The 12,801-nt window shown below is 74.0% G+C and carries 13 protein-coding genes; 8 read left to right on the plus strand and 5 right to left on the minus strand.

What is annotated here, in order from left to right; translation table 11 throughout:
• Positions 1 to 59: 59 nt before the first annotated feature.
• Entirely contained in the window at positions 60 to 203 is a 144-nt protein-coding gene (locus DCS98_RS22920; RefSeq protein ID WP_164704454.1) for a GPGG-motif small membrane protein, read from the plus strand.
• Between the two features lie 30 nt (positions 204 to 233).
• On the opposite strand, the gene DCS98_RS07820 is transcribed toward DCS98_RS22920, so the two are convergent.
• The 3 genes from DCS98_RS07820 to DCS98_RS07830 all read right to left on the minus strand — a co-directional run bounded on the left by DCS98_RS07820 (position 234) and on the right by DCS98_RS07830 (position 2,877).
• Positions 234 to 1,085, minus strand: a complete 852-nt coding sequence (locus DCS98_RS07820) for an ATP-binding cassette domain-containing protein (protein ID WP_116450824.1) — start codon at positions 1,083 to 1,085, stop codon at positions 234 to 236.
• A complete protein-coding gene (locus DCS98_RS07825) occupies positions 1,082 to 2,140 on the minus strand; it encodes an ABC transporter permease (protein WP_241037353.1) in 1,059 nt (352 codons plus the stop codon). Before DCS98_RS07825 ends, DCS98_RS07820 begins: the two co-directional genes overlap by 4 nt.
• Positions 2,141 to 2,262: 122 nt before the next feature.
• On the minus strand, positions 2,263 to 2,877 hold the full coding sequence (locus tag DCS98_RS07830) for a hypothetical protein (RefSeq protein ID WP_116450826.1): 615 nt from the start codon (positions 2,875 to 2,877) through the stop codon (positions 2,263 to 2,265).
• Positions 2,878 to 2,955: 78 nt separating this feature from the next.
• Between DCS98_RS07830 and DCS98_RS07835 the strand changes: the two genes are divergently transcribed.
• The gene (locus DCS98_RS07835) at positions 2,956 to 4,245 is read left to right on the plus strand and encodes an adenylosuccinate synthase (RefSeq protein WP_116450827.1); all 1,290 of its coding nucleotides are present in this window, start codon (positions 2,956 to 2,958) and stop codon (positions 4,243 to 4,245) included.
• A gap of 53 nt (positions 4,246 to 4,298) precedes the next feature.
• Here the strand turns inward: DCS98_RS07835 and DCS98_RS07840 are convergent, their stop codons facing one another.
• Positions 4,299 to 5,360, minus strand: a complete 1,062-nt coding sequence (locus DCS98_RS07840; protein ID WP_116450828.1) for a glycerophosphodiester phosphodiesterase family protein — start codon at positions 5,358 to 5,360, stop codon at positions 4,299 to 4,301.
• A 96-nt stretch (positions 5,361 to 5,456) separates the two neighbouring features.
• Between DCS98_RS07840 and rsgA the strand changes: the two genes are divergently transcribed.
• Positions 5,457 to 6,503: a ribosome small subunit-dependent GTPase A gene (gene rsgA, locus DCS98_RS07845; RefSeq protein WP_164704455.1), complete on the plus strand. Its 1,047-nt coding sequence runs from the start codon at positions 5,457 to 5,459 to the stop codon at positions 6,501 to 6,503.
• Positions 6,504 to 6,514: 11 nt separating this feature from the next.
• The gene (purD, locus tag DCS98_RS07850) at positions 6,515 to 7,771 is read left to right on the plus strand and encodes a phosphoribosylamine--glycine ligase (RefSeq protein WP_116450830.1); all 1,257 of its coding nucleotides are present in this window, start codon (positions 6,515 to 6,517) and stop codon (positions 7,769 to 7,771) included.
• On the opposite strand, the gene DCS98_RS07855 is transcribed toward purD, so the two are convergent.
• Positions 7,758 to 9,155, minus strand: coding sequence for an AI-2E family transporter (locus DCS98_RS07855; protein ID WP_116450831.1), 1,398 nt, complete (start codon positions 9,153 to 9,155; stop codon positions 7,758 to 7,760). The genes purD and DCS98_RS07855 overlap by 14 nt on opposite strands.
• 97 nt (positions 9,156 to 9,252) lie before the next feature.
• Between DCS98_RS07855 and purB the strand changes: the two genes are divergently transcribed.
• The 4 genes from purB (at position 9,253) to purS (ending at position 12,787) form a co-directional block, all read left to right on the plus strand.
• A complete protein-coding gene (purB, locus tag DCS98_RS07860; protein ID WP_116450832.1) occupies positions 9,253 to 10,560 on the plus strand; it encodes an adenylosuccinate lyase in 1,308 nt (435 codons plus the stop codon).
• Positions 10,560 to 11,417, plus strand: coding sequence for a phosphoribosylaminoimidazolesuccinocarboxamide synthase (locus DCS98_RS07865; protein ID WP_116450833.1), 858 nt, complete (start codon positions 10,560 to 10,562; stop codon positions 11,415 to 11,417). Before purB ends, DCS98_RS07865 begins: the two co-directional genes overlap by 1 nt.
• A 192-nt stretch (positions 11,418 to 11,609) precedes the next feature.
• Complete coding sequence (locus DCS98_RS07870; protein ID WP_116450834.1) at positions 11,610 to 12,422, plus strand: endonuclease domain-containing protein; 813 nt, start codon at positions 11,610 to 11,612, stop codon at positions 12,420 to 12,422.
• A gap of 125 nt (positions 12,423 to 12,547) precedes the next feature.
• Complete coding sequence (purS, locus tag DCS98_RS07875; RefSeq protein ID WP_116450835.1) at positions 12,548 to 12,787, plus strand: phosphoribosylformylglycinamidine synthase subunit PurS; 240 nt, start codon at positions 12,548 to 12,550, stop codon at positions 12,785 to 12,787.
• The last annotated feature ends 14 nt before the right edge of the window (positions 12,788 to 12,801 follow it).

The raw sequence follows: 12,801 nt of genomic DNA on the forward strand, positions 1-12,801 counted from the left end.
CGCGCATCACTGTCCGTGCACGGCGCCGACCAGGCGCCCGCACGGAATGGGGATGAGCAATGGTGACCCTGTTGTGGATCCTTGCCGTGATCCTGGTGATCGCCGGGATCTTCGCGATCATCCGCGGTCAGCTGCTGTGGGGCATCGTCCTGATCATCGTGGGCCTGCTCGTCGGCCCGGGCGGGGTGAGCATCTTCGCCTGAGCGCGCCCCGGGCCCTGCGGGGCCCGGGGCTCACCGCTCGCCGAGCTCCGGGTGCAGCGCGGTGAGGGCCTCGGTGAGGGTGCTCAGCTCCTCGCCGCCGGCCATGAGCGCCGTCAGCACGTCGGCGTCCACGTCGTCCCGGGTGAGGCTGCCGGCCACCTGACCGCCGGCCAGCAGCAGGAACCGGTCACCGATGAGGTGCGCGTAGCGCGGGTTGTTGGTGACGACGACGACCGCGAGGCCCTGCGCCCGCGCCGCCAGGATCGCCTGCCCGAACAGCGTCTGGCGGGCGATCGTCATCGGCGCCGTGGGCTCGTCGATGATCAGCGCCCGGGCCCCGAAGTGGAGGGCCCGCGCGACGGCCAGGCTCTGCCGCTCCCCTGCCTGCAGCGCGCTGGCCGGCTGGTCCGGGTCCAGCCCGGGGACGCCGACCCGCGTCATCTCCCGCCGGGTCACCTCGCGGGCGCGGTCGAGGTCGAGCCGCCGCAGCGGCCAGACGCCGCGCGTGAGCTCGGCGCCGAGGAAGAAGTTCCGCCAGACCGACAGCAGCGGCGCGACCGCGAGGTCCTCCCACACCGTCGCGATCCCGGCGGCGCGCGCCTGGGCGGGAGAGCGGAAGCGCACCGGCCGGCCGTCGAGCCGCAGCTCGCCCTCGTCGTGCCGTCGCAGCCCGGACAGGACGGCCACCAGCGTCGACTTGCCCGAGCCGTTCTCGCCGAGCACGCAGGTGATCTGGCCGGCCGGCAGGACGGTGCTCACGCGCGACAGCGCCGGCACGTTGCCGTGCCGCACCGTGACGCCGCGCAGCTCCACCACGGGTACGGGTGTGCTGCCCTCCGGCGCGGTGCCCTCCGGTGCGCTGCCCTCCGGAGTGCTGCTCACGAGCGCGGCACCGCCTTCAGCCGCCGCCGCACCACGCCGTTGGCGACCAGCGCGACCAGGAGCAGGACGCCGAGCAGCGCCTGGAACCAGCGCGGGTCCCAGCCGGCCAGCGAGATGCCCTGCCGGGCCACCCCGTAGAGGAGGGCGCCGATGGCCGCCCCGACCGCCGAGCCGTAGCCGCCGGTGAGCAGGCAGCCCCCGATGACCGCCACGACGATGAAGTCGATGCTCGTCCCGAGCCGCCCGTTGGTGACCAGCACGCTCTCGAGCCGCAGCAGGCCCAGCGTCCCGATCAGCCAGCCGGCGCCCGCCGTGAGGCAGAACAGGGTGATCGTCGTCCGGCGCACCGGCACGCCGAGCTCCCGCGCCGCCGTGCGCGCCCCGCCGCTGGCGAAGACCGCGTTGCCGAACTTGGTGCGCCACAGGCCCCAGGTCGCCAGCGCCGTCACACCGACCCACCACAGCACCGAGACCTGGAAGCGCGCCCCGCCGATCTCCGCCGAGGACCCGAACAGCGCCGCCGCGGAGTCCCACCCGGCCGCCTGGTCGAGCCCGCTCACCTGCGTCGAACCCACGATCACCTCGAAACCGGCCAGGGAGGTGCCCTGCAGCACGAGGAAGGTCGCGACGGTGACCAGGAAGCTGGGCAGCCCGGTGTTGACGACCAGGACGCCGTTGACCACACCCAGGGCGAGCGAGGCGGCCAGCGAGACGATCAGGGCCGGCCAGGTCGGCCACCCGGCGGGGCCGATCAGCAGAGCGGTGAACAGCGCGCTGGCCACGGCGACCACGCCGATCGACAGGTCGAACTGGCCGGCCACCAGCAGCAGGGCGACCGCGACCGCGCCGATCCCCAGCGGGGCGGCCACGTCCAGGACACCGGCGATGCCACTGGCGGTCAGCAGGCCGGGGGAGTTGACGCCGAACACCAGGAGCACCAGGACCAGGCCCACGAGCGCGGGCAGACTGGGCCGCGCGAGCGCGCGACCGATCAGCCCGCGGCCGCGGGAGAGCGGGGCCGGCGCGCTCAGCGTGGAGAGGCGATCGGAGATCACCGGCACGCCTCGCGGCGGATCCCGGTCGGGGTGCGGGACGACGGCAGCGGGGACCTCCTCGGCGGGGTGATCGGACCAGTGTCCACGACCTGCCCGGTCCTCCGCAGCGACCCGCCCCGGTGCTAGGGCTGGAGCCGCCAGCGGACGCGGTCGTCGGCGTACCAGGTCCAGCGGTGCACCGGCCGGGGGAAGGGGACGCCGTCCCGGACGATGCGCGCGGGGTCGGAGGCGATCTGCAGCGCCCGGCCGCTGGTCTGCCGGGTCGGCCGCAGCGGCTGCAGCATCACCGTGACGCCGATGGTGTCCACCGCCCGCCAGTCGGGCCGGACGTCGATCCGGGTGATCTCGCCGTCGGCGACCTTGATGTCGTCGTGGTGCGCCTGCAGCCCGATCCGCCGGCTCAGCGACCGGCGGCCGTCACCGGCGGCCTCCACCCGGCCGTGGTGCAGGAGGACCCCGCCGTGGTCGTCGCGGACGAGGCAGAGGTCGCGGGGCTCCCCGGTACCGACGCCGATGTCCCGCGCGAGGGCCAGCGAGGCCTTGTCGCCGGCCGGATCCCAGGCGACCGGGACGCGCGCGGTGCGCTGCGCCTTGAGCAGCACGGTGAGGACGGCGGCGAGGGCGGGGACGGCCCCGCGCACCCGGAGCGCGTCGGCCTCCGCCGCGGCCGCGACGTCCTCCGGGCGGGGGGCCTGACCGGGTTCCAGACGGCGGAGATCCAGCTGCACGTCGGGCATGCCGATACCCTGCCATCTGGCTCCCCGGGACCTCCGGGTGCCGGAGCGCACCGGAGTGCAGAGGAGAACCAGGACCCGATGCCGGCTGTCGTGCTGATCGGTGCCCAGTGGGGCGACGAGGGCAAGGGCAAGGCCACCGACCTCCTCGGCGGCCGCGTCCCCTACGTCGTCCGCTACCAGGGCGGCAACAACGCCGGCCACACGGTGATCACGCCGGACGGCGAGAAGTACGCGCTGCACCTCATCCCGTCGGGCATCCTGACCCCCGGCTGCACGCCGGTCATCGGCAACGGCGTGGTGATCGACCCGGAGGTGCTGATCGGCGAGCTCGCCGGCCTGGACGAGCGGGGGGTGGACACCTCGCGGCTGGTCATCTCGGCGGACGCGCACCTGATCATGCCGCACCACCGGGCCCTCGACAAGGTCACCGAGCGCTTCCTGGGCAAGCGGAAGATCGGCACCACCGGCCGCGGGATCGGCCCCGCGTACGGCGACAAGGTGGCCCGCGTCGGCATCCGCGTGCAGGACCTCCTGGACCTCTCGATCCTCCGGCAGAAGCTCGAGGGGACGCTCCAGGAGAAGAACCAGATCCTGGTCAAGGTCTACAACCGCAAGGCCATCGACGTCGACGAGGTCGTCGAGGAGTACGCGCAGTACGCCGAGATCCTCAAGCACCGGATCGCCGACACCCGGCTGCTGCTCGGCAACGCCCTCGACAAGGGCGACTGGGTCCTGCTGGAGGGCTCCCAGGGCACGCTGCTGGACGTCGACCACGGCACGTATCCGTTCGTCACCTCGTCCAACCCGACGTCGGGTGGGGCGGCCGTCGGCTCGGGCATCGGCCCCACCCGCATCGAGCGGGTCGTCGGCATCCTCAAGGCCTACACGACACGCGTCGGCTCCGGGCCGTTCCCGACCGAGCTGCACGACCAGTGGGGCGAGTACCTGCGCAAGCAGGGCGGCGAGGTGGGCGTGACCACCGGTCGCGACCGCCGCTGCGGCTGGTTCGACGCCGTCATCGCCCGGTACGCCACGCGCGTCAACGGGATCACCGACTACTTCCTCACCAAGCTCGACGTGCTGTCGGGCCTGGAGACGGTGCCGATCTGCGTGGCCTACGACGTCGACGGCGTCCGGCACGACGAGATGCCGATGACGCAGACCGAGTTCCACCACGCGAAGCCGGTCTACGAGGAGATGCCGGGCTGGTTCGAGGACATCCGGCACTGCCGGACGTTCGACGAGCTGCCGGCGAACGCGCAGGCCTACGTGAAGCGCCTGGAGGAGCTCTCCGGTTCGCGGATCAGCGTCATCGGCGTCGGCCCCGGCCGCGACGAGAACGTCGTCATCAACGACCTGATCGGCTGAGCACCGTCACGGCGAGTGGGCCCGGAGGGTCCGCGCAGCCGTGACGCACCGGCTCAACGCGACAGGGGGACGGCCCGTGGCCGCGGTGCGGTCCGGAGGACCGCGATGTCGTAGAGCTCGCTGACCGCCTGCGCTGCGTGCTCGGGGGAGTCGGTGATGAGGCCGTCGACGCCGAGCGCGAGCAGCTCGCGGGCGATCCCGATCGCGTCACCCTGCGCGTCGGGCGTGGTGCCGATCCGCAGGTGCTCGGGGAGGAAGGCGTTCTCCGCGCGGAGGGTCCACGTGAAGACCGTGAGCGCCGCCCGGTGCGCCTCGGCCACGAGGCGGGAGGTGCCGCGCGCCGGGTGCACACCGCGCAGCACGCGCTCCACGCTGGGCGCGATGCCCTGGGCGTAGGTGGAGATCTCCCGCAGGCCGGCCGGCGTCACCATGGCGTCGCCGGCGGGGAGGTCGTCGACCAGCTGGACCAGCTGAGGGCCGCGCTCGCCCAGGCGGGCGCGCAGGTCGCGCAGGACGGCGGCGTCGAACGACTGCAGCATGACCGGGCCCTGCTCCTCGGTCGCACCGAGGCGGGTCAGCTCGTCGGCCACGAGCTCGGCCATGGGCAGGCCGAGCTCGGCGGCCCACTCGGGGTGCTTGAGCTCGGCGAGGACCCGGATCTGGCGCTGCTCGGTCGACCTCGTCCGGGCCAGCTCGACGACCTCGGCCAGCGTCAGGATGCCGAACCGGCCGTCGTAGGCGGCGTTCATCGGGCGGTACTCGGGCATGCGCTCGACGGCGCGCAGGGTGCGCAGCTCGTCGAGGGTGAAGTCCTCGGCGAACCAGCCGGTGCACGGGGCGCCGTCGATCTCCTTGGTGGTCCGCCGGTAGGCGAACTCCGGGCGGCCGCTCACGTCGGTGGACCAGGAGAGCTCGCTCTCGTGGCGGACGACGAGGACGCCGTCCCGGCTGATGACGACGTCGGGCTCGATCAGCTCGGCACCGAGGTCGATCGCGAGCTCGTAGCTGGCGACGGTGTGCTCGGGGCGGTAGGCGGGGGCACCGCGGTGGCCGATGACGACAGGACGGGGAAGGCGGGTCGCTGGGCGCGTTGCCAGCGACTCGGTCGCGCGCATGTCCGTCACAGAACCGTAATCGGATGGCTGCGGAGTGAACTGAATAGGACGGGTTGCCGGAAATTGGAAGGACACCTCGTTGACCAGCGGAGCACCATGCGCCCCGTGACCGATCTCTCATCGCTGGGCTGGGGCAGGAGTGACGAACCGCCATGCGGCGTCGTCCTCGCCCGTGTGGCGCGCATCGACCGAGGTCGGCTGACCGTTCTCACCGCCGAGGGGGAGCGCCGGGTGGTGCCGGGGAGGGCGCTGCACGAGTCCGAACTGGGCGGCCCGGCGGTCGGCGACTGGGTCGTGCTGCGCGGGGAACTGGCGACCGAGATCCTCCCTCGGAAGAGTGCCTTCGTCCGCACCGTCGCCGGCCGGACGTCGGCGGCCCAGGTGGTGGCCGCCAACGTCGACGTCGTCCTGGTCGTCGATGCCATGACCGGTGATGCGCGGCTGCGCCGCGTCGAGCGCTATCTCGCCGTCGCGTGGAGCAGCGGCGCCACCCCGGTCGTCGTCCTGACGAAGGCCGACCTCTGCGCCGACGTCGCCGCCGCGGTGGCGGCCGTCCGCGAGGACGCGATCGGCGTCGAGGTGCTGCCGGTCAGCTCGGTCACCGGTGAGGGGCTGGACGCCGTCCGGGCCCTGCTCGGCCCGGGGCGGACGGCGGCCATGGTCGGCCCCTCCGGCGTGGGCAAGTCCAGCCTCGCCAACGCGCTGGCCGGCCGGACCGTCGCCGGCACCCACGAGATCCGCGAGGACGGGCGGGGCAGGCACACCACCACGGCGCGCGAGCTGCACGTGCTGCCCGGCGGGGGGCTGCTCGTCGACACCCCCGGCATGCGGGAGCTGGCCCTGTACGACGACGAGGACGGCATCGAGACCGCCTACGCGGACGTGGCCGAGCTGGCTCAGGACTGCCGCTTCCGCGACTGCGGCCACCGGGGCGAGCCGGGGTGCGCCGTCGCCGCGGCGATCGAGGACGGCCGGCTCGATCCCGCGCGCTTCACCGCCTGGCGCAAGCTGCAGGCAGAGGCGCACCGCCAGCGCCTGCGGGTCGACGCCCGGGCGCGAGCGGAGGAGCGCGCCCGCCTCCGGTCCTTCCACCGCGCGCTCAAGGACCAGCCCAACAGGCCGCGCGCGGAGCGGGCTCGGTAGCGTCGCCAGGCGTGCGCGTACTGGTGATCGGCTCCGGTGCCCGGGAGCACGCCCTGTGCGTCGCTCTGTCCTCCGACCCCGGGGTGAGCGCCCTCGCGTGCGCTCCCGGGAACGCGGGGACCCGCGCGATCGCCGAGCCGCTGGCCCTCGACGTGGCCGATGCGGACGCCGTCGCGGCCGTGGCGACCGCCTGGCGGGCCGATCTCGTCGTCATCGGGCCCGAGGTGCCGCTGGTGCACGGGGCGGCCGACGCCGTCCGCGACGCCGGGATCGCCTGCTTCGGCCCCTCCCAGCAGGCCGCGCAGCTCGAGGGCAGCAAGTCCTTCGCCAAGCACGTGATGGACGCCGCCGGCGTCCCGACCGCTCGGGCCTGGCCGGTCGGCGGCCCGGCCGAGCTGGAGACCGTCCTCGACGAGGTGGGCGCGCCGTTCGTCGTGAAGGACGACGGCCTCGCGGCGGGCAAGGGCGTCCTCGTCACCGACGACCGCGACGCGGCTTCCGCGCACGGCCGCCGGATCCTCGACGCCGGGGGAGCGGTGCTGGTGGAGGAGTACCTCGACGGCCCCGAGGTGTCGCTGTTCGCGATCACCGACGGGACGACGGTGCTCCCGCTGGTCCCCGCCCAGGACCACAAGCGGCGCGACGACGGCGACGGCGGCCCGAACACCGGCGGGATGGGCGCGTACGCGCCGCTGCCGTGGGCGCCACCCGGCCTGGTCGAGGAGGTGCTGGAGACGGTGCTGCAGCCCACCGTCGACGAGATGGAACGCCGCGGCGAGACCTTCAGCGGCCTGCTGTACGCCGGTCTCGCGCTGACCTCGCGCGGGGTGCGGGTGGTCGAGTTCAACGCCCGCTTCGGCGACCCGGAGACGCAGGTCGTGCTGCCGCTGCTGGAGACGCCGCTGGCCGGGCTGCTGCACGCCGCCGCCACCGGCACCCTGGCCGAGCACCCGCCGCTGCGCTGGCGCGAGGGCGCCGCGGTGACCGTCGTCGTCGCCGCGCCGGGCTACCCGGAGGCGCCGCGGACCGGCTCTCCGGTCACGGGGGGCGACGGCGAGGGCGTGCTGCACGCCGGTACGGCGGTCGCCGCCGACGGCTCGGTCGTCTCGGCCGGCGGGCGGGTGCTGTCGGTCGTCGGGCTGGGGCCGGACCTCGCAGCCGCGCGGCAGGCCGCCTACGAGCGGGTGGCCGCCGTCCGGCTGGCCGACGCCCACTGGCGGACCGACATCGCGATGGCGGCCGTCGAGGGGCGGATCAGCCCGCCGTGACGGCGGGCCGCGCCCGTTCCGGCTTGGGTTCCGGTGGCCGGGGCCCCTCGTGCCGCCGGCTGAGGTAGGTGCCGGCCACGTTCACGCAGGCCACCGTGGGGACGGCGATCAGCGCGCCGAAGATGCCGCCGATGAGCAGGCCGGCCGCGATCGAGAGCACGACGGCGAGCGGGTGCACGTGCACGGCGCGCCCGAGCAGCAACGGCTGCAGCACGTGCCCTTCGAGCTGCATGACGGCGACCACGATGCCCAGGGCGATGAGCGCCTTGATCGGCCCGACCGAGACGAGGGCGACCAGCACCGCCACCGAGCCGGCGAGGAACGAGCCGATGATCGGGATGAAGGCGCCGAGGAACACGAGGGCGGCCAGCGGGATCACCAGCGGCACGCCGAGCACCGCCAGCCCGATGCCGATGCCGACCGCGTCGACCAGCGCCACGGCGACGGTGGCCCGCACGTAGGAGATCAGCGTCCGCCAGGAGCGGCGGGCCGCCTCGTCGAGGTAGGCCCGGGACTCGCGGGGGAAGAGGCCGACCAGCCACAGCCAGATCGACCGGCCGTCCTTGAGGAAGAAGAACAGGGTGAACAGCGCCAGCACGAGGCCGGTGAACACCTCGCCCACCGTCGTCGCCGTGGTGATGGCGCCGGTCGCGAGGGTCTCCTCGTTGCTGACCAGGAAGTCCTGCAGCTGCCCGATGGCGTCCTCGAGCTGGTTCGTCGTGATCGGGAAGGTGCGGACGACGAAGGACTCGACCTCCTCCAGGCCTTGGCTGACCTGGTCGGCGAGGTCGGAGAAGCCGGCGGTGAAGCGCTCGACCACCAGCGTGATGATCCCGGCCACCACGGTCAGGCCGACCAGCAGCATCGTCGTGGCGGCCAGCCCCCGCGGCCACCCGCGGCGGGCGAGGGCGGCCGCGCCCGGCTGGAGCAGGGCGGCGAGCAGCAGCGCGACGATGACCGGCACGATCACGACGGCGATGTACGCGGCGGCGTAGAGCAGCACGTAGAAGCCGGCGATCACGACGATCAGCCGCCACGACCACGCGGCAGCCGTCCGCAGCCCGAACGGCACGTCGTCCTCGGCGCCCGCGCGACGGGACGGGATGCGCGGGGCGGGGCGCCGCGGTCGGCCGCCCTCGGGCGTGGTCACCGGGGGCGGTCCGCTGGCGCCGCCCGGGCCGACCGCGCCGTCCACGTCGGGGGCGCCGGGCTCCGGGCTGCCCAGCGGCGGCTCGCCGTCCTCGTCCTCCTGGGGGTCGTGGACGAAGTCGATGGGCCCCGGTTCCCCGTCGCCGTGGGGGTGCCAGGCGTGCGGGTCGTGCTCCCGGGCGGCCCGGATGCGCTCGCGGGCACGGGCGGTGAGATCACGGGCGCGACGCCGCATCGCTCACCTCCAGGTAGGGGCCGGTCATGATCACGCTAGCCCTGCGGGAGGATGTCCCCGTGGCGCGACGAGCTGAGCAGTGGCAGGCGGTACCCGCATGATCGAGCGCTACACGCTCCCCGAGATGGGCCGGGTCTGGAGCGACCAGCACAAGTACGAGCTGTGGTGCCGGGTCGAGACGCTGGTGCTGGAGGCGCACGCGGCCGCCGGGCGCGTGCCCGCCGACGTCGTCGGGCCGGTGCGCGACGCGCCGCCGCCGACCCCCGAACGGGTCGCGGAGATCGAGGAGACGACGCAGCACGACGTCATCGCCTTCCTCACCGCGTGGGCGGACAACACCGAGCCCCGGTCGGCCGCCGCGTACGTGCACCACGGCATGACGTCGTCCGACCTGCTGGACACCGCGCTCGCCGTGCAGCTGACCGACGCCACCGACGTCCTGCTGGCCAAGGCCGACCGGCTGGTGGCCGCGCTGCGCGACCACGGCCTGGCGCACCGGGACACCATCAAGGTGGGTCGCACGCACGGCGTGCACGCCGAGCCCGACGTCTGGGGCCACCGGGTCGCCGACCTCGCCTTCGCCGCCGCCCGCTCGCGGGACCGGCTGCGCGCGGCGCGGGAGCGGGTCGGCGTGGTGGCGATCTCCGGTGCCGTCGGCACCTACTCCCTGATCGACCCGTCGGTCGAGGTGCACGTCGCCGAGGCCCTGGGTCTGCGGGCCGCCGACGCCTCGACCCAGGTGGTCATCCGCGACTCGATCAGCGAGTGGGTCTCGGCACTGGCGATCATCGCGACGGTCTGCGAGGCAGTCGCCCTCGAGGTGCGGCACGGGCAGCGGACCGAGGTGCGCGAGCTCTCGGAGGCGTTCGGCGCGGGGCAGAAGGGCTCCAGCGCCATGCCGCACAAGAAGAACCCGATCCGCTCCGAGCGCATCGCCGGCCTCGCCCGCGTGGTGCGGGCGGCGATCGTGCCGGTGATGGAGGGCATCCCGTTGTGGCACGAGCGCGACATCTCGCACTCGTCCACGGAGCGGGTCTTCCTCCCCGACGCCGCGATCACCACCGACTACCTGCTGGACCTGACCGCAGGGCTGGTGGAGAACCTGGTCGTCGACGCCGAGCGGATGCGGGCCAACCTGGAGTCGACCGGCGGGCTCATCTACACCTCGTCGGTGCTGCTGGAGCTGGTCGAGGGCGGGCTGTCCCGCGAGGACGCCTACGCCCTGGTGCAGTCGGCGGCGATGGAGACCTGGAAGAGCGGGACGCCGTTCCGCGAGACCCTCCGTGCTCGCGCGGCGGCCTCGTCGGTGACGCTGGACGAGGCGCGGCTGGACGAGATCTGCCGGCCCGAGCGGTACGTGGCGAACCTCGGCCCGCTGTTCGACCGGCTCGCGGCGCTGACCTGATGGACCTCCCGCTCGTCGCCCGCGGCAAGGTGCGGGAGATCTACGACGCCGGCGACGACCGGCTGCTGCTGGTCGCCTCGGACCGCATCTCGGCCTACGACCACGTGCTGCCCACGCCGATCCCGGACAAGGGGCGGGTGCTGACGCAGCTGTCGGTCTGGTGGTTCGAGCAGCTGGCGCCGGTGCTGGCCGGGTTCGGGGCGTCGCACCATCTGGTGTCGGCCACCGACGTGCCGGCCGACGTCGCCGGCCGGGCGATGCTCGTGCGGCGGCTGGACATGCTGCCGGTGGAGTGCGTGGCCCGCGGCTACCTGTCGGGCTCGGGAACCGTCGAGTACTCGCGGACCGGGTCGATCCGGGACGTCGCGCTGCCGGCGGGCCTGGTCGAGGGCTCGCGGCTGCCGGAGCCGGTGTTCACGCCGTCGACCAAGGCGGAGATCGGCGAGCACGACGAAGCGATCGACTTCTCCGCCGTCGTCTCGGCGGTGGGTGCTCCGCGTGCCTCCGAGCTGCGCGAGCTGACCCTGGCGCTGTACCGGCGCGGGGCGGAGCTGGCCGAGGCGGCCGGGATCGTGCTGGCCGACACCAAGTTCGAGTTCGGCGTCGCGCCGGACGGCGGGCTGGTGCTCGGCGACGAGGTGCTCACGCCCGACTCGTCGCGCTTCTGGCCGGCCGCCACCTGGTCCCCGGGGTCGGTGCAGCCGTCGTACGACAAGCAGTACGTGCGCGACTGGCTGACGTCGTCCGGCTGGGACCGCGTCTCTCCGCCGCCGGAGCTGCCGGACGACGTCGTCGCCGCGACCCGCGAGCGCTACGTCACCGCCTACGAGCGGCTGACCGGCACGACGTTCGCCTGACCCCCCGGCGCGAGTGCAACGAACTCGTGGCCATCAGCCGCTGATCACCACGAGTCCGTTGCACTCGGCCGGCCTGTGGACGGAGTCAGCGGGGCTGCCCGGCATCCGGGCACGCTGCGGCGCGTGCCGACCCCACCCGTCCCACCGCGCGTCCACGCGCCCACGGACCGCCGGCGGGCCCGCTCGGCCGGGGTGAGTGACTGGCAGCTCCGCCACACCGGCATCACCCGGACGTCGCGGGACACCTACCTGCCGCGGGATGCGCAGTCGGTGCTCCGGCAGCGGGTCGACGCCGTCCTCCTGGGCGCTCCGCCCGGCTCCGTGATCAGCCACCGGACCGCGGCGGAGCTCTGGGGCCTCGAGATCCCGCTGGTCGGCGAGGACCGGCGGGTGCACCTCACCGTGGCGCCGGAGGCCCGCGTCCGGTCCCGGGCGGACCGGGTGGTGCACGCGTCGGTCGTGCCGGTACCCGAGACGCGGCGCATCGAGGACCTGCTGGTGACCTCGCCGAGCCGCACCTGGATCGACCTCGCCGGGGTGGTGCCGCCGCCGGCGCTCCTGGCGGTGACCGACCAGCTGCTCGCGCGAGGCTTTCCGGCCGACGAGTTCCCGCACGTCGTCCGGCGCTGCCGGGGACGGCGGGGCGCCGCCCGGGCACGCGCCGTCATGGCGTGGGGCGACGGCCTGGCGGGCTCGCCGATGGAGTCGGTCCTCCGCTGGGCGATCCTCGACGCGGGTCTGCCGTGCCCCGTCCTCCAGCACGAGATCCGTGACGAGCTGGGCCGCTTCCTGGCGTGCGTCGACATGGCCTGGCCGGAACGGCGGGTGCTGGTCGAGTTCGACGGGGACGTGCACCGCGAGCGCCGGGTCTTCGTCAACGACCTGCGAAGGCAGAACGGGATCGTGCTGGCCGGGTGGCAGGTGCTGCGGTTCAGCTCGGCCGACGTCCTCGGTCGCCGAGCGGCCGTGCTCCAGCTGCTCACCCGCGTGCTGAGCGGCAGTTGACGACGAGTGCGACGAACTCGTGGCGATCGAGCCTCGATGGCCACGACTTCGTCGCACTCGGTCGGGCGGCGGGAGGAGAGCAGGGTCACCCGGGGGTCCTTCGCGGGGCCGGTACGCTCGTCGGCGTGTCCCGGGTGGTCGTCGACGTCGTCCTGAAGCCGGAGATCTCCGACCCCCAGGGTCAGGCGGTGCTCGGCGCGCTCGGCCGGCTCGGCCACGACAGCATCCGGAGCGTCCGCCAGGGCAAGCACTTCGTGCTCGAGGTCGACGGGACGCCCGACGAGGCCGAGCTGAAGCAGATCGCCGAGACCCTGCTCGCCAATCCCGTCATCGAGGACGTGGAACTGCACCTCTCCACCGACTGAACGGACGCACTTCC

The sequence above is a fragment of the Blastococcus litoris genome (assembly GCF_003075095.1).
Taxonomy (GTDB): domain Bacteria; phylum Actinomycetota; class Actinomycetes; order Mycobacteriales; family Geodermatophilaceae; genus Blastococcus_B; species Blastococcus_B litoris.